13 protein-coding genes are annotated in these 19039 nt (G+C 71.8%); 3 read left to right on the top strand and 10 right to left on the bottom strand.

Annotation, left to right across the window (positions count from 1 at the left end; genetic code table 11):
* Positions 1-30: 30 nt before the first annotated feature.
* The 4 genes from ACFQZY_RS06955 to argA form a co-directional block, all read right to left on the bottom strand.
* Positions 31-1398 carry an erythromycin esterase family protein gene (locus ACFQZY_RS06955; protein ID WP_377414324.1) on the bottom strand — a complete coding sequence of 456 codons (1368 nt, stop codon included), beginning with the start codon at positions 1396-1398 and terminating at the stop codon, positions 31-33.
* Between the two features lie 22 nt (positions 1399-1420).
* Entirely contained in the window at positions 1421-2089 is a 669-nt protein-coding gene (locus tag ACFQZY_RS06950) for a phosphoribosyltransferase (RefSeq protein ID WP_377414322.1), read from the bottom strand.
* Complete coding sequence (locus ACFQZY_RS06945; protein WP_377414320.1) at positions 2086-2760, bottom strand: dienelactone hydrolase family protein; 675 nt, start codon at positions 2758-2760, stop codon at positions 2086-2088. Before ACFQZY_RS06945 ends, ACFQZY_RS06950 begins: the two co-directional genes overlap by 4 nt.
* A 61-nt stretch (positions 2761-2821) precedes the next feature.
* Positions 2822-4171 (bottom strand): amino-acid N-acetyltransferase, encoded by a 1350-nt coding sequence (argA, locus tag ACFQZY_RS06940; RefSeq protein WP_377414317.1) that lies wholly within the window; start codon positions 4169-4171, stop codon positions 2822-2824.
* Positions 4172-4340: 169 nt separating this feature from the next.
* Here argA and hrpA point away from each other — a divergent pair, with 169 nt between their 5' ends.
* Positions 4341-8192 carry an ATP-dependent RNA helicase HrpA gene (gene hrpA / locus ACFQZY_RS06935; RefSeq protein WP_377414553.1) on the top strand — a complete coding sequence of 1284 codons (3852 nt, stop codon included), beginning with the start codon at positions 4341-4343 and terminating at the stop codon, positions 8190-8192.
* A gap of 94 nt (positions 8193-8286) precedes the next feature.
* Positions 8287-8826 (top strand): peptide deformylase, encoded by a 540-nt coding sequence (gene def, locus ACFQZY_RS06930; RefSeq protein WP_377414314.1) that lies wholly within the window; start codon positions 8287-8289, stop codon positions 8824-8826.
* 24 nt (positions 8827-8850) lie between these two features.
* Here def and ACFQZY_RS06925 read toward each other — a convergent pair whose 3' ends face one another.
* The 6 genes from ACFQZY_RS06925 to map form a co-directional block, all read right to left on the bottom strand.
* Positions 8851-9849 carry a DnaJ C-terminal domain-containing protein gene (locus tag ACFQZY_RS06925; RefSeq protein WP_377414311.1) on the bottom strand — a complete coding sequence of 333 codons (999 nt, stop codon included), beginning with the start codon at positions 9847-9849 and terminating at the stop codon, positions 8851-8853.
* Positions 9850-9900: 51 nt separating this feature from the next.
* Positions 9901-10665: an SDR family oxidoreductase gene (locus tag ACFQZY_RS06920; protein ID WP_377414308.1), complete on the bottom strand. Its 765-nt coding sequence runs from the start codon at positions 10663-10665 to the stop codon at positions 9901-9903.
* Positions 10666-10725: 60 nt separating this feature from the next.
* The gene (locus tag ACFQZY_RS06915; RefSeq protein ID WP_377414305.1) at positions 10726-11079 is read right to left on the bottom strand and encodes a hypothetical protein; all 354 of its coding nucleotides are present in this window, start codon (positions 11077-11079) and stop codon (positions 10726-10728) included.
* Positions 11076-11360: a DUF6516 family protein gene (locus ACFQZY_RS06910; protein WP_377414303.1), complete on the bottom strand. Its 285-nt coding sequence runs from the start codon at positions 11358-11360 to the stop codon at positions 11076-11078. The genes ACFQZY_RS06915 and ACFQZY_RS06910 overlap by 4 nt, the downstream gene beginning before the upstream one ends.
* Before the next feature lie 108 nt (positions 11361-11468).
* Complete coding sequence (locus ACFQZY_RS06905) at positions 11469-14117, bottom strand: [protein-PII] uridylyltransferase (protein ID WP_377414301.1); 2649 nt, start codon at positions 14115-14117, stop codon at positions 11469-11471.
* Positions 14118-14122: 5 nt separating this feature from the next.
* Positions 14123-14932: a type I methionyl aminopeptidase gene (map, locus tag ACFQZY_RS06900; RefSeq protein ID WP_377414298.1), complete on the bottom strand. Its 810-nt coding sequence runs from the start codon at positions 14930-14932 to the stop codon at positions 14123-14125.
* Between the two features lie 136 nt (positions 14933-15068).
* On the opposite strand from map, the gene purL reads away from it, so the two are divergent.
* Positions 15069-19037 (top strand): phosphoribosylformylglycinamidine synthase, encoded by a 3969-nt coding sequence (gene purL, locus ACFQZY_RS06895; protein ID WP_377414296.1) that lies wholly within the window; start codon positions 15069-15071, stop codon positions 19035-19037.
* Positions 19038-19039: the final 2 nt, after the last annotated feature.

The following is a 19039-nucleotide window of genomic DNA, read 5'->3' as shown; positions in this document are numbered from 1 at the left end:
GGCGTTACGCCGGGGAGGGTCCCGGCGGGGTCAAAGCCCGGACGGATAGGTCTCCGGAGGCTCCGTCCCCGAGACCCAGCCCGACGCGGGTTCGAGCGGCTCGAGCGCCCGGGTCTGGTCGATGTGCACCAGCGCGTCGAATTGCGCCGGCAGCCGGGCGTCGAAGTAGTGGCTGGCCCGCTCCGAGCTGGGGAGGTAGACGACGCCGATGGCGCGCTGCAGCCGCCGGTGGTCCAGCAGCGCCTCGAGCGGCGGGTGGCCCCGCAGCGGCAGCCAGAACTGCGGCTCCCGCAGCACGTGGGCCGTCTCGTGGCCCAGGGCCTCGCAACTCCCGGGCAGGCCCTCGCGCACGCGCCGGCGGTGGGCCGGCTCGTCCCAGGCCGCGGCCGCCGTCACCGTGCCGCAGAAGGTGGTCATGCCGACCGACATCACCTCCGCGCCCCAGCGCTCGCGCGCCAGCTGCCCCACGTTCCACTCGCCCTGCAGGCCCATCTGGGTGGCCCGGGCATCGCCCAGGTGCGAGTTGTGCGCCCAGACCACCAGGCGCGGCGACGGCCCGCCCTCGGTGGCCAGGTGCCGTTCCACCGCCTGCAGGGTCTCGGCCATGTGGCTGTCCCTCAGGTTCCAGGAGGAGGCCCGGCGGTGGAACATGGTGCGGTAGTAGGCCTCGGCATTGCGCACCAGGCGGGCGTTCTGCTGCGCGTGGAAGGCCTCTTCGCGGGCCGCGGAGGCCCCGTACCCGTGGGCGGCCAGGTGCCGGTTCAACTCGCGCAGCTGGTCGACCACCTCGTCCTCGCAGCTCGGGCGCAGCCCGATGCTGGCGCCATAGCCGTAGGCCTCGGAGTCGCCGCCCTGGTGGTCGAAGCAGGCATAGCGCGCACGGGCGCGCCGGGCGGCCTCGGGGTCGGTGCGGTCCAGGTAGGCCAGCACCGCCTGGATCGAGCGGTGCAGGCTGTACAGGTCCATGCCGTAGAAGCCGGCCTGCTGCCGGTGCGGGTGGGTGGCGTTGTGCAGGTGCAGCCATTCGACGAACTCCCGCACCACGGTGTTGCGCCACATCCAGGCCGGGAATCGCTCGAAGCCGGCGAGCGCCTCGGCGGCGTCGCCGTCCTCGCTCACGCCGCGCACGTAGCGGTTGACGCGCCAGGCGTCGGGCCAGTCCGCCTCCGCGACGACGGCCGTGAAGCCGTGTTCGACGATGAGCCGCCGGGTCAGCGCCGCGCGCAGCGCGTAGAACTCGTGCGTGCCGTGCGTGGCCTCCCCGAGCAGCACGATGCGCCCCTGGGCGATGAAATCGAGCAGGGCGTCCTCGTCGGCGGGCCGCGCCAGGGGGCGCGCATGGGGCGCGATCGCATCGGGCAGGTCGGCCTCGGGGGGGCGCAGGCGCGGCGCGTTCATGGCGGCCCCTCGCGTCGCGGCCTCAGGGCCGGGGCGCCGGTCGCGGGGCCTCGGCCAGCAGGGCGCGGACCTCGTCGTCCTCGCACTGCGGGAATTCGCGGTAGAAGCGGCTCACCGCGTCGAAGGGCTCCGGGGTGGCGCTGAACACCGCCCGGTCCGCCCAGGGCGCGAGCCGCCGCGCCGCGGCGGCCGAGGCCAGCGGCGCGGCGACCACCAGCTCGCGCGGGGCCAGCTGGCGCACGGCGCGCGCCGCCACCTCGAGCGAGGCGCCGGTGGCCACGCCGTCGTCGACCAGGACCACGGTGCGGCCCGCCACCTCCAGCGGCGGCCGGCCGCCGCGGTAGGCGCGCTCGCGGCGCGCGAGCTCCGCGGTCTCCTCGCGGATCACGGCCTCGACCCGGGCGCGCTGCGCCGCCCCGGCCGGCAGGGAATCCAGCACCTGCAGGCCGCCGCTGGCGATGGCGCCCAGCGCGTACTCGGGATGGCCCGGCATGCCGATCTTGCGCACCACGAAGACGTCGAGCGGCGCCTGCAGCGCCCGCGCCACCTCCCAGGCCACCGGCACGCCGCCGCGCGGCAGGGCCAGCACCAGCAGGCCGGGCGCGTCCCGCAGGAAGGCCAGGTCGGCGGCGAGCGCGCGGCCGGCCTCGCGGCGGTCCGCGAAGGGCAGGCGCCGGCCCGCCGGGGTCATCCCGCCTCCGCCAGGGCCGGCAGGTGGGCGGCGAACCAGTCGGCCGCCATCTCGGCGGCGTGGGCCAGCACGCCGGGCTGGTCCAGCAGCGCGCCGCCGCCGGGGACCACCGCCAGGCTGCGCTCGCAGCGCAGGTGCTGGTAGGCGGCATCGTGGCTGGCGACGGCCTCGGCGTCCCGGCTGCCCGCCAGCAGCAGGGTGGGCGCGCGGATCGAGGCCAGGGCCGAGGGCCCGGCCTGGTCGGCCCGCCCGCCCAGGGCGACCACCGCGCCCACCTGGGTGCCGAGCCGGCCGGCGGCGATCAGGGCGGCGGCGCTGCCCGCGCCCAGGCCGCACAGGGCCAGGGTGGTGCCCTGGAGGGCCGGGTCGGCGGCGAGCCAGGTGATGGCCTCGAGGATGCGGTGGGTCAGGCGGGGAAGGTCGGGGCCGTGGTGGCCGGGGTGGGGCGGCGCCTGCTGCTCGCTGCAGGTGAGGAGGTCCAGCATCAGGCTGCCGATGCCGTGGCCGGCCAGGTGCCGGGCCACCGCCCGGTCCTCGGGGGCGTGGCGGCCCAGGCCGTGGCCGTCGACGAAGACCACCGCGGCATGGGCGCCGGGGGGCAGGCACAGGTCGCCGAGCAGGGTGCCTTCGGCCAGGGGAATGCGCACTTCGCGCGCGTGCAGGGTCTCCATGGGGCCACCTCCGGGCCGCATGATGGGCTGGCCCCCGCGCGCTGTCTGTAAGACGTTGCCGTCAGGACAGCTTTTTCACGAACACCATGCTGCGGCGGTCCCAGTTGTACTTGCGCTTGCGCGCCTCGGGCAGCCAGTCGGGGTCGACCTGCACGAAGCCGCGGCGCAGGAACCAGTGCATGGTGCGCGTGGTCAGCACGAAGATGCTGTCCAGGCCCATGGCCCGGGCGCGCTGCTCGACGCGCTTGAGGATCTTCTCGCCGTCGCCCTGGCCCTGGCTCTGGGGCGAGACGGTGAGCGCCGCCATCTCGGCGGTGCGGGCCTCGGGGTAGGGATAGAGCGCGGCGCAGGCGAAGATCACGCCGTCGTGCTCGATGATGGTGTAGTTGGCGACGTCGCGCTCGATCTCGGTGCGGCTTCGCTTGACCAGGGTGCCATCGCGCTCGAAGGGCTCGATCAGCTGCAGGATGCCGCCGACGTCGTCGGGCGTGGCCTCGCGCAGCTCCTCGAGCTTCTCGTCGATCACCATGGTGCCGATGCCGTCGTGCACGTAGACCTCCAGCAGCAGCGAGCCGTCCACCGCGAAGGGGATGATGTGGCTGCGTTCCACGCCGGCCTTGCAGGCCTTCACGCAGTGCTGCAGGTAGAAGGCGATGTCGGTGGGCTGCTGCGCTTCGGGCACGCGCGCCAGGATCTGTTCGGCGGTGGCCAGGGGCAGCTCGGTGTCGATCGGGTTGTCCTCGGACTCGGGCTCGCCGGGCTTCATGCGGATGCCGGGCACCTCGGACAGGAAGATCAGCTTGTCCGCCTGCAGCGCGGTGGCCACGCTGGTCGCGACCTCCTCCATGGTGAGGTTGAAGGCCTCGCCGGTGGGCGAGAAGCCGAAGGGGGAGAGCAGCACCATGCTGCCGGCGTCGAGGGTGCGGCTGATGCCGGCGACGTCGACCTTGCGCACCAGGCCGGAATGCTGGAAGTCCACGCCGTCGACGATGCCCACCGGGCGGGCGGTGATGAAGTTGCCGGAGATCACGCGGACCGTGGAGCCGGCCATGGGGGTGTTGGGCAGGCCCTGCGAGAAGGCGGCCTCGATCTCGTAGCGCAGCTGGCCGGCGGCTTCCTGGGCGCAGTCGAGGGCCACCTCGTCGGTGATGCGCAGGCCGTGCGAGTACTTGGCCGGGTGGCCCTTGAGCCGCAGCTGCTCGTTCACCTGGGGACGGAAGCCGTGCACCAGGACCACCTTCACGCCCATGCTCTGAATGAGCGCCAGGTCCTGGGCGATGTGCTGCAGCTTGCCGGCGGCGATGGCCTCGCCCGCCAGGCCGACCACGAAAGTCTTGCCCCGGTGCATGTGGATGTAGGGCGCCACCGAGCGGAACCAGGGCACGAAGGTGAAGTTGAAGACGGTGGACATCGCTGCGGTGGGTGGGATCAGCGGGAAAGTGTACGGGAAGGGCCCGGGAGCGCCCGCGGGGCGCTGGGATAATGGCGCGCCCTGCCTGCACCCCCGAGCCGCCTTGTCGTCCCCGCTTCGCATCACCTTCCCCGAATCCCTGCCGGTCTCCGCCAAGCGCGAGGAGATCATGGCCGCCGTGTCGGCGCACCAGGTGGTCATCGTCTGCGGCGAGACCGGCTCGGGCAAGACGACCCAGCTGCCCAAGATCGCCCTGGCCCTGGGGCGCGGCCGCCTGAACGCAGCCCCCGGCCAGCGCGGGCAGTTCATCGGCCACACCCAGCCGCGGCGGATCGCAGCCTCCAGCGTGGCCAAGCGCATCGCCGAGGAACTCGAGACGCCGCTCGGCGAGGTGGTGGGCTACAAGGTCCGCTTCCAGGACCGGCTCTCGCGCGACGCCTCGGTCAAGCTGATGACCGACGGCATCCTGCTGGCCGAGACCCAGACCGACCCGCTGCTCAAGGCCTACGACACCCTGATCATCGACGAGGCGCATGAACGCAGCCTCAACATCGACTTCCTCCTCGGCTACCTCAAGCAGATCCTGCCGCGCCGGCCCGACCTGAAGATCGTGGTCACCTCGGCCACCATCGACGCCGAGCGCTTCGCCCAGCATTTCGCCTCGGCCAAGGGCCCGGCGCCGGTGATCTACGTCTCGGGCCGCACCTTCCCGGTGGAACAGCGCTGGCGGCCCTTCGAGGAGACCCGCGAGCGCGGGCTGAACGAGGCCATCGCCGAGGCGGTGGACGAGCTGTGGACGGGGCACGCGGGCGGGGACATCCTGGTCTTCCTGCCCGGCGAGCGCGAGATCCGCGAGGCGGCGGACCACCTGCGCGGCCACCTCTCGCACAGCCCGCTCACGCGCGGCGCCGAGGTGCTGCCGCTGTTCTCGCGCCTGTCGCAGGCCGAGCAGGACCGCATCTTCGACAGCCACACCGGCCGGCGCATCGTGCTGGCCACCAACGTGGCCGAGACCTCGCTCACCGTGCCCGGCATCCGCTACGTGATCGACGCCGGCACGGCGCGGGTCAAGCGATACAGCTTCCGCAGCAAGGTCGAACAGCTGCTGGTGGAGCCGATCAGCCAGGCGGCCGCCAACCAGCGCGCCGGCCGCTGCGGCCGCGTGGCCAACGGCATCTGCATCCGCCTCTACGACGAGAAGGACTTCGCCGCCCGCCCGCGCTTCACCGACCCGGAGATCCTGCGCTCCTCGCTGGCCGGGGTGATCCTGCGCATGAAGTCGCTGGGCCTGGGCAATGTGGAGGACTTCCCCTTCCTCGAGGCGCCGCAGCGCCGGGCGATCACCGACGGCTACCAGCTCCTGGGCGAGCTGGGCGCGGTGGACGAGGCCAACGAGCTCACCCCCATGGGCCGCGAGCTCGCCCGCCTGCCGCTGGACCCGCGCGTGGGCCGCATGATCCTGGAGGCCCGCGAGCGCGGCGCGCTCGACGAGGTGCTGGTGGTGGCCTCGGCCCTGTCCGTGCAGGACGTGCGCGACCGCCCCCTGGAGGCGCAGGCCCAGGCCGACCAGCAGCATGCCAAGTTCGACGACGAGAAGAGCGAGTTCTCCGGCTACGTGAACCTCTGGCGCTGGATCCACGAGGCCCGCGGCGGCCATGGGGACACGCACAAGCTGTCCAACCGCCAGTACGAGCAGCTGCTGCGGCAGAACTTCATCAACATCCGCCGGGTGCGCGAGTGGCGCGACATCCACAGCCAGCTGCTCACGGTGGTGACCGAGCACAAGTGGCGGGTCAACACCCAGCCCGCCGACTACGAGGCGATCCACAAGTCCATGCTGGCCGGCCTGCTCGGGAACATCGGCTGGAAGATGGAGGACGGCGGCAACAACCCGGCCACCGGCGCGCGCGCCGGTACCCCGGGCGCGTCCTCCTCGGAGTACCTGGGCGCGCGCGGCATCAAGTTCCACCGCCATCCGGGAGCGCACCTGAAGAAGCGTCCCGGCCGCTGGATCGTGGTCGCGGAGCTGGTGGAGACCACCCGCCTGTTCGGCCGCGGCATCGCCAACATCGAGCCGCAGTGGATCGAGGAGGTGGCCGGCCACCTGCTGAAGAAGCAGCTGCTGGACCCGCACTGGGAGAAGAAGCAGGCCGAGGTGGTGGCGCTGGAGCGCGCCACGCTGTATGGCCTGGTGATCTACAGCGGCCGCCGCACGCCCTTCGCCCGGGTGGACCAGGCCGGCGCGCGCGAGATCTTCATCCGCGAGGGCCTGGTCGAGGGCCAGTGGGACACGAACCTGCCGTTCCTGGCCGCCAACCGCAAGCTGGTGAAGCAGGTCGAGGAGCTGGAGCACAAGTCGCGCCGCCAGGACGTGCTGGTGGACGACGAGCTGATCTTCGCCTTCTACGACCAGCAGCTGCCGGCCGATGTCTTCAACGGCCGCACCTTCGAGGGCTGGTACCGCACCGAGAGCCGCAAGAACCCGCAGCTGCTGAAGCTCACGCGCGACGAGCTGATGCGGCACGAGGCCGCGGGCATCACCACCCAGGCCTTCCCCAAGACGATCCGCCTGGGCGGCGTGGACTGCGCCACCGCCTTCCTGCACGAGCCGGGCGACGCGCGCGACGGCCTCACCGTCACCGTGCCCCTGTTCGTCCTGAACCAGGTCAGCGAGGAGCGCTGCGAGTGGCTGGTGCCGGGCATGCTGAAGGACAAGGTCCAGGCCCTGCTCAAGTCGCTGCCGCAGAAGCCGCGGGCGCGCTTCGTGCCGCTGCCCGAGTCGGCCGCCCGGCTGGCCGAGGAACTGTGCCGGCCCGAGGTGTTCGGCCACGGCGCACTGACCGACGTGCTCCTGAAGAAGGTGCGCGACGCCACCAGCCTCGACGTGAAGCGCACCGACTTCAAGCTGGACATGGTGCCGGCCCACCTGTTCATGAACCTGCGGGTGACGGACGAACATGGCCGCCAGCTCGGGATGGGGCGCAACCTCGGCGCGCTGAAGGCCGAGTGGGGCGCCAAGGCGCGCGGCGCCTTCCAGGCGCTGGCCTCGCTCAAGGCGCCGGCCGCCGCCCCCACGGGCGAGCCGGTGGCGGTGGCCGCGCCGTCGCCGGTGCGCGCCGAGCGGGTGGCCGCCGCCCGGGCCGCCGCGCCTGCCGCGCCGGCCCACGACGCGACCCAGCGCTACACCGCCTGGACCTTCGGCGAGCTGCCGGAGCTGATGGAGATCCGCAAGGGCGGCACCAGCCTGGTGGGCTTCCCCGCGCTGGTGGACCAGGGCGACGCGGTGACGCTGGAGGTCTTCGACGAGCCCGAGGTCGCCGCCGCGAAGCACCGGGCCGGCCTGCGCCGGCTCTTCGCGCTCCAGATCCGCGACGCGCTGAAGTACCTCGAGAAGAACATTCCCGACCTGCAGAAGATGGGCGTGGCCTACATGTCCCTGGGCACGGTCGAAGAGCTGCGCGCGCAGGTGATCGACCTCGCGCTGGACCGCGCCTTCCTGCTCGAGCCGCTGCCGGCCGACGAGGCCGCCTTCAGGCGCCGGGTGGAGGAGGGCCGCGGCCGCCTCACCCTGATCGCCAACGAGGTGGCGCGCCTGGCCGGCACCATCCTGGCCGAGTACGCCGCCGCCCTGCGCAAGATCAAGGACACCAAGAGCGCGCCCGAGGCCACGCAGGACGCCACGCAGCAGCTGCAGCGCCTGGTGGGCAAGCGGTTCCTGCACGACACGCCCTGGGCCTCGCTGCAGCACCTGCCTCGCTACCTCAAGGCCATCGTCCTGCGCCTGGACAAGTGGCGCGCGGACCCGGCGCGTGACGCCGCCCGGCTGACCGAGCTGAAGCCGCAGGAGCAGCGTTACTGGCGCCTGGTCGCCGAGCGCAAGGGCGCGGTGGACGACCGCATGCAGGAATTCCGCTGGCTGCTGGAGGAGCTGCGCGTGAGCTTCTTCGCGCAGGAGCTGCGCACGCCGCAGCCGGTGAGCGTGAAGCGTCTGGAAAAGGTGTGGTCCCAGCTGACAAGTTGAGGCCCTGCTGTCGGCGAAGGCTGGCATTGGCCCGCAGGGCACGTGATGCCGCAGCCCCAAATCCGGGCGCAGTTGGACAACTGAGAGGTTAGAGATGGCCGTTCGCGAGATCCTGAAGATGGGCGACCCCCGCCTGCTGCGCGTGGCGCAGCCGGTGACGGGGTTCGACACCGACGCCCTGCACCTGCTGGTGCTGGACATGGTCGACACCATGGCCGCCGCCAGCGGCGCCGGCCTGGCCGCGCCCCAGATCGGCGTCGACCTGCAGGTGGTGATCTTCGGCACCGACGCGCCGAACCCGCGCTACCCCGAGGCGCCGGTGGTGCCCCGCACGGTGCTGGTCAATCCGGTCATCACCCCGGTCGGCGACGAGGAGGAAGAGGGCTGGGAAGGCTGCCTCTCCGTGCCCGGCCTGCGCGGCGTGGTGCCCCGCTGGAAGCGCATTCGCTACACCGGCTTCGACCTCTTTGGCGACCCGATCGACCGCACGGTGGAGGGCTTCCACGCCCGGGTGGTGCAGCATGAGTGCGACCACCTGCTGGGGGTGCTGTACCCGATGCGGGTGAGGGACTTCCGCCGGTTCGGCTTCACCGAGGTGCTGTTCCCCGGGCTGGACGCGGGGCAGGACGACTGAGTCCGCGAAGGCCCGGCCGCCTCTTCAGTCCTGCTTCGCCGCCCAGGCCTTCACCCGCCGGTGCCATGCCGCCATGCGGTCTCCCGCCGGCGTGCCGGGCTTGCCGGTATTGGCGGCGACCAGCTTGTCGATGGCGGCTTCCTGCTTGGCGTCCAGTTCGTCGGGGAACTCCGGCACCACGGTGACGATGCAATCCCCGGCCGGCGCACCCGCCGTGACCGGCAGGCCCGCGCCCTTGATGCGGTAGCTGAGGGATCCGCGCTGCAGGCGCATCTGCCGCAGGCCATGGGGCGTGGGAACGTCGATCCAGCGGTTCGCCGTCCAGGCGAAGCCGTCCACCGGCAGCTCGCAGCGCACGGTGCCGTCGGCCTCGGCGGTGAACAGGTCGTGGGGCAGCACGCGCACCCGAAGACGCAGACGCACCGGCTGCCTGTGCCGCGGGCCCTGCACCTGGGCGAGCCGCTCGAAGCGGTCGCCGCTGCGCGCACCGGCCGGGACCTCGGCGCGGCACCGGTACTTGCGGGCCGGGGCCTGGCCGCTGCCCTCGCAGCAGGCGCAGGCGGCGTGCGTGGTGCCCTGGCCGCCGCAGTCGGCGCATTCGGCCTGGGTCGGCATCCACGCGAACCACAGGTGCTGGCGGACCTGGCCGGTGCCGCCGCAGGTGGCGCAGGCGGGCGGCGGTGACTGCAGTCCGCTGCCCTCGCAGGCGGCGCAGTCTTCCCGGACCTCGCCGCGCAATTCGCGCACGCAGCCGGTGACGACTTCCTCGAGGCTGATGCCGACCTCGTGCTCCACCACCGTCTCCGGCTCGGGCGGCGCAGGCGCCGCGTCCGCGGCCTCGGCCCGCGCCCGGCGGATCTCCTCCAGGGCACGGTTGATCCGCTGGGTCCGGGCCAGGGCCTGCGGGCTGTCGTTGCGGTCCGGGTGCCAGCGCGCGGCCAGCCGCCGCCATGCCGCCTTGACCTGCTCGTCGCTGGCGTCAGGCGCGAGACCGAGCTCCTCGTAGCACTCGTCGACGTTCAAGGGGTTCTCCGGGCGATATTGCTGCAGTGCAATATCGTACCGGAGGCCGGGTCAGGAGGCGCTCTGCGAGTCGCCGTCGATGGGGATGATCTGGCCCGAGATGGAGCGCGCCGCGTCCGAGGCCAGGAACAGCGCCATCGCGGCGATTTCCTCGGGCGGCACGAAGCGCTTGATCGACTGGTTGGCGAAGGCGGCGGCGCGTTCCTCCGCCAGGCTGCGGCCGCTGTGGGCGGCCCGGCCTTCCAGGACGCGCTCGATCCGCGGGCCCTCGACCGCGCCCGGGAGCAGGGCGTTGGCGCGGATGCCGAACTCGCCCAGCTCGCGCGAGAGCGTCTTGGTCAGGCCGATCAGGCCCCACTTGGAGGCGGCATAGGGGCTGCGGTTCGGGTAGCCGAAGCGGCCGGCGAGCGAGGACAGCACCAGGATCACGCCGTCGCCGGAGGCCTTGAGGTGGGGGATGGCCGACCGCGTGACGTAGAAGGTGCCGTTCAGGTTGACCTGCATCACGGCCTCCCAGGCGTCGGGGTCCAGGGCCTCGACCGGCGCGGTGGGGCCGGCGATGCCGGCGTTGTTCACCAGCACGTCCAGCCCGCCCAGGGCCTCCACCGCGTCGGCGACCATGCGCTCGACGGCGGCGCGCTGGCCGATGTCGCACTCGGAGGTGGTCACGCCCGGGCATTCGCGGCGCAGGTCGGCGAGGGCGGCGGCGTCGATGTCGCAGGCGTGGACGCGCGCGCCGGCGGCCCGGAAGGCCCGCACGATGGCGCGGCCGATGCCGGCGGCGCCGGCGGTGACGAGGACTCGTTGATCGTTCATGCAAGGTTCTCGGACGCAAGGCCGGGTCGGGCCTCGTGGTGACAGGCAAGGCGCGCGCGGTCAGGCGGCCTTGAGGTACATGTCGATGTGCATGGAGGCATAGGGGCAGACCACGCCACCGGCTTCGGTGCGTTCCAGCAAGCCGAGTTCCGCGAGGATGCCGACGTCCTCGTGGACGCGCTTCACGTCTCTGCCCACGAGGCGCGCCAGCTCGCGCACGGGGAGTTCGCCGCGTCCCTGCGCGGCCCGCACGACCTCCCAGCGCTTCTCTGTCAACCGCCCGAAGAACTGGGCGGGCGTTTCGAAGTTCAGGACCTCTCCCTGGTAATCGTCCGAATTGGCTGACCGAGCCGCCGCACGCAGCGCCTCCTTCCAGTCGGACTGCAGGGTGATGGTGAGGTAACGCTGCGTCATGACGCTCTCCTGGCGGACACCGCCGCAATGAAGTCCTCCACGAGCTGCTCGACGGAGGTGAAGTGGTAGGGCAGTTCCTTGCCGTCCAGGTGGCAGTGGTCCCCCTTGCCTCGCTCGTTGTCGAAGCCGACGATACGCACGCCACCGGCCACGTAGACCGCCCGGTACTTGTAGCCGTGCTCCGTGGGCGGGACGGGTGCCGGCACCTTCCAGACCACCAGTTCCAGGATCGAGCCGTCGGGGTTGACGTTCTTGAAGCGGGTGATCAGCCGGGCTGACATGTTGGCGATGATGCCAACACGCAGGCCAGTTGTCAAAATGCCACCAAATTGCGAGCCCGCCAGGTCCCTGGAGGCCGCGACCCGCCAGCGACCCGCGACGGCGCCTCCTCAGGCCGACAGCGCCTCGAGCAGCTCGGTCTCGATCTCGATCTGCCGCTTGTTTTGCTGCAGCTCCGCCCCGTCGATGAGGAAGGTGTCCTCCACCCGCTCGCCCAGGGTCGAGATCTTGGCCAGTTGCAGGTTGATGTGGTGGCGGGCCAGCACCCGGGCCACGCAATAGAGCAGGCCGGCGCGGTCGCTCGCGGAGATGGACAGCAGCCAGCGCTGGGCCTTCTCGTCGGGCGCCAGGCTCACGCGCGGCGCGATCGGGAAGCTCTTGACCCGGCGCGAGACCCGGCCGCGGCTCGGCGGGGGCAGCGGGCCGGCGGCGGCCAGGGTCTGGGCCAGGGTGGACTCGACCATCGCGACCAGCTCGCGGTTGTGTTCCGGCCCCATGCTGCCCACGACCTGGAAGGTGTCCAGCGCGCGCTGGTCCCGGGTGGTGTGGATGCGGGCGTCCAGGATGCTGAAGCCGGCCTGGTCGAAGTAGCCGCAGATGCGGGCGAACAGGTCGGCCTGGTCGGGCGTGTAGACCAGCACCTGCAGGCCTTCGCCCACCGGCGACAGGCGCGCGCGCACCAGCGGCTTGTCGCCGGTGTGGCTGCCGTCCAGGCCGGCGAGGTGGCGGGTGATGTGGCGGGTGTGCCAGGCGATCTCCCCGGCGTCGTGGCGCATGAAGTAGCCCACGTCCAGGTTGTCCCACAGGCGCTTGTGGGCGTCGTGGGGCAGGGCATGCAGGCCCAGCTGCGCCAGGGCCTCGCGCTGGCGCGCCTCGGTCTCGGCCTCGCGGTTCTGGGCGCGGCCGCCCAGCACCCGCAGCGTGGCGCGGTACAGGTCCTCCAGCAGCTTGCCCTTCCAGGCGTTCCAGACCTTGGGGCTGGTGCCGCGGATGTCGGCCACCGTGAGCAGGTACAGCCCGGTCAGGTGGCGGGCGTCGCCCACGCGCTGCGCGAACCGGGTGATGACCGCCGGGTCGCTCAGGTCCTGCTTCTGCGCGATGTGGCTCATGGTCAGGTGCTCGCGCACCAGGAATTCCATGAGTTCGGCATCCTCCTCCTCCACCCCGTGCTGGCGGCAGAAGGCGCGCACCTCCTTGCCCCCGAGTTCCGAGTGGTCGCCGCCGCGGCCCTTGGCGATGTCGTGGAACAGCGCCGCGGCGTACAGCAGCCAGGGCTTGTCCCAGCCGCCCGCCAGCTGCGAGCAGAACGGGTACTCGTGGGCATGCTCGGGCATGAAGAAGCGGCGCACGTTGCGCAGCACCATGAGAATGTGCTGGTCCACCGTGTAGACGTGGAACAGGTCATGCTGCATCTGCCCCACGATGCGGCGGAACACCCACAGGTAGCGTCCCAGCACCGAGGTCTGGTTCATCAGCCGCATGGCGTGGGTGATGCCCTCGGGCTCCCGCAGGATCGCCATGAACATCGCGCGGTTGGCCGGGTCGGCGCGGAACCTGCCGTCCATGAGGTTGCGGGCGTTGTACAGGGCGCGCAGCGTGCGCGCCGACAGCCCGGTGGCGCCCACCGTGGTCTCGAAGACGTGGAAGGTCTCCAGGATGGCGCGAGGCTCGCGCTCGTACAGGTCGTCGCTGGCCACCTCGATGCGGCCATCCTTCATCAGGAAGCGGTCGTTGATGCGGTGCGGCGGGTGGTTGTCCGGGGCGAGGCGCTCCTGGATGTTCAGGAGCAGCACCTGGTTCAACTGGGTAACCGCCTTGGCCGCCCAGTAGAAGCGGCGCATCAGCGCCTCGCTGGCGCGCTGGATGATGCGGCCGTTGTCGCCGATGCGGTTGCTGTCGCCGAAGCTCTCGGCCACCGCGGTCTGCAGGTCGAACACCAGCCGGTCCTCGCGGCGGTTCGACAGCAGGTGCAGGCGCGCCCGGATCAGGGCCAGCAGGGCCTCGTTGCGCTTGATCTGGCGCGCCTCGAAGGGCGTGGCCAGGCCGGTGCGGGCGAGCTCGTCCCAGCTGCGGCCCAGGCCGGCCGCCTTGGCCACCCACAGGATCACCTGGAGGTCGCGCAGGCCGCCGGGCGACTCCTTGCAATTGGGCTCCAGCGAGTACGGCGTGTTCTCGAACTTGTGGTGCCGCTGCTGCATCTCCAGCGTCTTGGCGGTGAAGAAGGCCTTGGGATCCATCGCCGCGTCGAAGCGGCGGGTGAACTCCCGGTACAGGCGCACCTGGCCCGCCAGCAGCCGGGACTCGAGCAGCGAGGTCTGCACCGTGACGTCGGCCTCGGCCTGGGCGATGCAGTCCGACAGGGTGCGCACGCTGGAGCCGATCTCCAGGCCGACGTCCCAGCAGTGGCCGATGAAGGCCTCGACCCGCGCCTTCAGGGCCGGGTCGGCGTCGACCTCGGTGCCGTCGGGCATCAGCACCAGCACGTCGACGTCGGAGTGCGGGTACAGCTCGCCGCGGCCGTAGCCGCCCACGGCGACCAGTGCGAAGCTGTCCGGGAAGGCCGCGGCCGCCCACAGGGCGCACAAGGTGGCGTCCGCCTCGCGGGCGAGGCCGTGCAGCAGGCGGTGGATGCCCCGGGTGGAGCTGCCGGTGGCGCGCAGCGACTCGAGCAGGGCGGCCTTGCGGCGCCGCCAGTCCTCGCGCAGGGCCGGCAGGTCCGGCGTGGCCGTGGGCGTGGTCGTGCCGGGGGCGCCGCTCATGCCGGTCAGGCTGCCGCGGTCACGAACGCCGGCGGCGGCGGGCTGCCGGCCGAGACGGTCAGCACCTCGTAGCCGGTGTCGGTGACCAGCACGGTGTGCTCCCACTGCGCGGACAGCGAGCGGTCGCGGGTGACGATGGTCCAGCCGTCGTTGCCATGCTCCTTCACCTCGCGGCGGCCCAGGTTGATCATGGGCTCGATGGTGAAGGTCATCCCGGGCTTGAGCTCCTCGAGGGTGCCGGGCCTGCCGTAATGCAGCACCTGAGGCTCCTCATGGAACTTGCGGCCGATGCCGTGGCCGCAGAACTCGCGCACGATGGAGAAACCGTTGCTCTCGGCGAACTTCTGGATGGCGAAGCCGATGTCGCCCAGGCGGGCGCCGGGCTTGACCTTGACGATGCCGTGCCACATGGCGTCGTACGTGAGCTGGGCCAGGCGGCGCGCGGCGATGGAGACCTCGCCCACCAGGAACATGCGGCTGGTGTCGCCGTACCAGCCGTCCTTGATGACGGTGACGTCGACGTTGACGATGTCGCCCTTCTTCAGCGGCTTCTCGTTGGGGATGCCGTGGCACACCACGTGGTTCACCGAGGTGCACAGGGAGGCGGGGTAGGGCGGGTAGCCGGGCGGCTGGTAGCCCAGCGTCGCCGAGGTGGTCCCCTGCTTCTGCATGTATTCGGCCGCGAGGCGGTCGATTTCCTTGGTCGTGATGCCCGGCTGGATGAAGGGCGTGAGGTAGTCCAGGACCTCGGAGGCGAGGCGGCAGGCGGTGCGCATGGCCTGGATCTCGCCGGCATCCTTGTACGTGATCGTCATGGGCCCGGATTATTCCAGAGGGGCAATGCAACTGCCGGCGACAGGGCCGCGCCCCGGTAAAATCGCGGATTGCCCGGCCGACCCCAGTCAGCGGCCCGCCCGGACCCCTCACCACCAGCCCCTCCCAGGCCCCACAGTGACCCTGCACATCACCGAATTCGAGGGCGGCGCCGCCCTCAGCGAGTTCCGCGTCCAGCAACTGCTTCCCCGCCTCCAGGCGGTCCACGGCAAGATCACCGGGCTCGCCGCCCGCTTCGTGCACCTGGCCGCCTTCGACCAGGCGCCCGAGGCCGCCGAGGTCCGGCGCCTGGCCGACCTCCTCACCTACGGGGACCCGTACGCCGGCGGCGCCGAGGGCGAGCTGATCGTCGTCACCCCGCGCCTGGGCACCGTCTCGCCCTGGGCCTCCAAGGCCACCGACATCGCCCACAACTGCGGCCTGGCCGTGCACCGGCTCGAACGCATCGTGGAATACCGGGTGCAGTTCAAGTCCGGCCTGCTGGGGGGCAAGCCCGCCCTCGAGCCGGCCCAGCGCGAGGCCATCGCCGGCCTGCTGCATGACCGCATGACCGAGACCGCGCTGTTCGAGCGCGCCGGCGCGCACCGCCTGTTCACCGAGCTGGAGCCGCAGCCGATGGAGCACGTGGACGTGCTCGGCGGCGGCCGCGCCGCGCTGGAGAAGGCCAACGTGGAATTCGGCCTGGCCCTGGCCGACGACGAGATCGACTACCTGGTGAAGGCCTTCACCGGCCTGGGCCGCAACCCCACCGACGTGGAGCTGATGATGTTCGCCCAGGCGAACAGCGAGCACTGCCGCCACAAGATCTTCAACGCCCAGTTCACCATCGACGGCGTGGCCCAGGACAAGAGCCTGTTCGGCATGATCCGCAACACCCACCAGCTGGCGCCCCAGCACACCGTGGTGGCCTACTCGGACAACGCCGCCATCATGGAGGGCAACGAGGTCGAGCTGTTCGTGCCCGCGGACAGCGGCGCCAGCGCCTACGGCAAGCGCGCCTCCACCCAGCACGTGCTGATGAAGGTGGAGACGCACAACCACCCCACCGCCATCTCGCCGTTCCCGGGCGCCTCCACCGGCGCCGGCGGCGAGATCCGCGACGAGGGCGCCACCGGCCGCGGCTCGCGCCCCAAGGCCGGCCTGACCGGCTTCACCGTCTCGCGCCTGTGGGACAACCCCAACGGCCGCCCGGCGCACATCGCCAGCCCGCTGCAGATCATGACCGAGGGCCCCCTGGGCGGCGCCGCGTTCAACAACGAGTTCGGCCGCCCCAACCTGGCCGGCTACTTCCGCGAGTACGAGCAGACCGTGGACGGCGTGGTGCGCGGCTACCACAAGCCGATCATGATCGCCGGCGGCCTGGGCGCCATCGACGCCGGCCTCACGCAGAAGATCCTGTTCCCCGCCGGCACGCTGCTGGTGCAGCTGGGCGGCCCCGGCATGCGCATCGGCATGGGCGGCGGCGCGGCCAGCTCCATGGCCACCGGCGCCAATGCGGCCGAACTCGACTTCGACTCCGTGCAGCGCGGCAACCCCGAGATCGAGCGCCGGGCCCAGGAGGTCATCAACCACTGCTGGAAGCTGGGCGAGAAGAACCCCATCCTCGCGATCCACGACGTGGGCGCCGGCGGCCTGTCCAACGCCTTCCCCGAGCTGACCAACGACGCCGGCCGCGGCGCGCGCTTCGACCTGTCCAAGGTGCCGCTGGAGGAGTCCGGCCTGGCGCCCAAGGAGATCTGGTGCAACGAGAGCCAGGAGCGCTACGTCATGGCCATCGCGCCGGAGTCGCTGGCCGAATTCACCGCCATGTGCGAGCGCGAGCGCTGCCCCTTCGCGGTGGTCGGCGTGGCCACCGAGGAGCGCCAGCTGGTGGTGGCCGACGAGAAGAACCAGGCCGTGGACATGCCCATGGACGTGCTCCTGGGCAAGCCGCCCAAGATGCACCGTGACGTGAAGACGGTGAAGCGCGAGGCGCCCCCCATCGACCTCACCGGCGTGAAGCTGCAGGACGCCGTGATCCAGGTCCTGGCGCATCCCACCGTGGCCTCCAAGCGCTTCCTGATCACCATCGGCGACCGCACCGTGGGCGGCATGACCCACCGTGACCAGATGGTCGGCCCCTGGCAGGTGCCGGTGGCCGACGTGGCCGTCACCCTGGCCGACTACCAGGGCTTTGCCGGCGAGGCGATGGCCATGGGCGAGCGCACGCCGCTGGCCTCGGTCGATGCCGCCGCCTCCGGCCGCATGGCCGTGGCCGAGGCCATCACCAACCTGCTGGCCGCGCCGATCGAGCTGCCCCGCGTGAAGCTGTCCGCCAACTGGATGGCCGCCTGCGGCGAGCCGGGCGAGGACGCCGCGCTCTACGAGACCGTCAAGGCCGTGGGCATGGCGCTGTGCCCGGCGCTGGGCATCGCCATCCCGGTGGGCAAGGACAGCCTGTCCATGCGCACCCAGTGGAAGGAGGGGGATGCGCAGAAGAAGGTCACCTCCCCGGTGAGCCTGGTCGTCACCGCCTTCGCCACCCTGGGCGACGTGCGCGGCACGCTGACCCCGCAGCTGGACGCCGCGCAGGACACCACCCTGGTGCTGGTGGACCTGGGCAAGGGCCGCAACCGCATGGGCGGCTCCATCCTGGCGCAGGTGCTGGAGCAGCCCGGCGGCGCGGTGCCCGACCTGGACGACGCGCAGGACCTGGTGAACCTGGTCAACGCCGTCAACGCCCTGCGCGCGCAGGGCCGCATCCTCGCCTACCACGACCGCAGCGACGGCGGCCTGCTGGCCGCGGCCTGCGAGATGGCCTTCGCCGGCCACGTCGGCGTGGCCCTGAACGTGGACCTGCTGGTCACCGAGGGCGACGGCATCACCGACAGCCGCGCCGAGTATGGCGACGCCAAGAACTGGGCCGGCCAGGTCAGCGCCCGCCGCGAGGAGCTCACGCTCAAGGCCCTGTTCAACGAGGAGCTGGGCGTGGTGCTGCAGGTGCCCACCGCGGTGCGCAATGAGGTCATGCAGGTCCTGCGCGAGCACGGCCTGAGCAAGCACAGCCACTTCGTCGGCACCACCCGCCCGCAGGCTTCGTCCATCGACGTGGGCAAGGGCGAGGTGCAGGTGTGGCGCGACACCAAGGCCGTCTTCAGCGCCACGCTGGCGGACCTGCACCAGGTCTGGGACAGCGTGAGCTGGAAGATCGCGCAGCAGCGTGACAACCCGGCCTGCGCCGACAGCGAGCACGCCCTGGCCGGCGAGCCGACCGACCCGGGCCTGCAGTTCGCCCCCAGCTTCGACCCGGCCGAGGACGTGGCCGCGCCGTTCCTGAACCTGGCGCGGCCCAAGGTGGCGGTGCTGCGCGAGCAGGGCGTCAACTCCCACGTGGAGATGGCCTACTGCTTCGACCGCGCCGGCTTCGAGGCGGTGGACGTGCACATGACCGACCTGCTGGCCGGCCGCGCGAAGCTCGGGGACTTCAAGGGCTTCGTGGCCTGCGGCGGCTTCAGCTACGGCGACACGCTGGGCGCCGGCATCGGCTGGGCCCGCAGCATCACCTTCAACGCGCCGCTGTCGGCGCAGTTCAAGGAGTTCTTCGCCCGCACCGACACCTTCGCCCTGGGCGTGTGCAACGGCTGCCAGATGCTGGCCGAACTGGCCGACATCATCCCGGGCGCGCAGGCCTGGCCGCGCTTCACCACCAACCGCAGCGAGCGCTACGAGGCGCGGCTGTCGCAGGTCGAGGTGCTGCAGTCCCCCAGCCTGTTCTTCCAGGGCATGGAGGGCAGCCGCCTGCCGATCGTGGTGGCGCACGGCGAGGGCTATGCCAACTTCGCCCGGCGCGGCGACGCGGCGAAGGTGATCGGCGCGATGCGCTTCACCGACCACCACGGCCAGCCCACCGAGACCTACCCGCTGAACCCGAACGGCAGCCCGGGCGGCCTGACCGCGGTGACCACGGCGGATGGCCGCTTCACGGCCATGATGCCGCACCCCGAGCGCGTGTTCCGCAACATCCAGATGTCCTGGACCGGGGGCGACATCAGCGCCGACAGCCCGTGGCTGCGGGTCTGGCGCAACGCCCGCAAGTGGGTGGGTTGATC

This window comes from Ramlibacter sp. GCM10027632 (assembly GCF_042675325.1).
In the GTDB taxonomy this organism is placed as follows: Bacteria; Pseudomonadota; Gammaproteobacteria; order Burkholderiales; family Burkholderiaceae_C; genus Ramlibacter.
This window is presented reverse-complemented; position numbering and strand designations above follow the sequence as displayed.

What these genes read in the sequence shown, in the direction of transcription:
- ACFQZY_RS06905 (WP_377414301.1), bottom strand. Translation starts at nt 14,117, where the DNA reads ATGAGCGGCGCCCCCGGCACGACCACGCCCACGGCCACGCCGGACCTG.
- argA (WP_377414317.1), bottom strand. Translation starts at nt 4,171, where the DNA reads ATGTCCACCGTCTTCAACTTCACCTTCGTGCCCTGGTTCCGCTCGGTG.
- def (WP_377414314.1), top strand. Translation starts at nt 8,287, where the DNA reads ATGGCCGTTCGCGAGATCCTGAAGATGGGCGACCCCCGCCTGCTGCGC.
- hrpA (WP_377414553.1), top strand. Translation starts at nt 4,341, where the DNA reads ATGGCCGCCGTGTCGGCGCACCAGGTGGTCATCGTCTGCGGCGAGACC.
- ACFQZY_RS06920 (WP_377414308.1), bottom strand. Translation starts at nt 10,665, where the DNA reads ATGAACGATCAACGAGTCCTCGTCACCGCCGGCGCCGCCGGCATCGGC.
- ACFQZY_RS06945 (WP_377414320.1), bottom strand. Translation starts at nt 2,760, where the DNA reads ATGGAGACCCTGCACGCGCGCGAAGTGCGCATTCCCCTGGCCGAAGGC.
- ACFQZY_RS06950 (WP_377414322.1), bottom strand. Translation starts at nt 2,089, where the DNA reads ATGACCCCGGCGGGCCGGCGCCTGCCCTTCGCGGACCGCCGCGAGGCC.
- ACFQZY_RS06955 (WP_377414324.1), bottom strand. Translation starts at nt 1,398, where the DNA reads ATGAACGCGCCGCGCCTGCGCCCCCCCGAGGCCGACCTGCCCGATGCG.
- ACFQZY_RS06915 (WP_377414305.1), bottom strand. Translation starts at nt 11,079, where the DNA reads ATGACGCAGCGTTACCTCACCATCACCCTGCAGTCCGACTGGAAGGAG.
- ACFQZY_RS06910 (WP_377414303.1), bottom strand. Translation starts at nt 11,360, where the DNA reads ATGTCAGCCCGGCTGATCACCCGCTTCAAGAACGTCAACCCCGACGGC.
- map (WP_377414298.1), bottom strand. Translation starts at nt 14,932, where the DNA reads ATGACGATCACGTACAAGGATGCCGGCGAGATCCAGGCCATGCGCACC.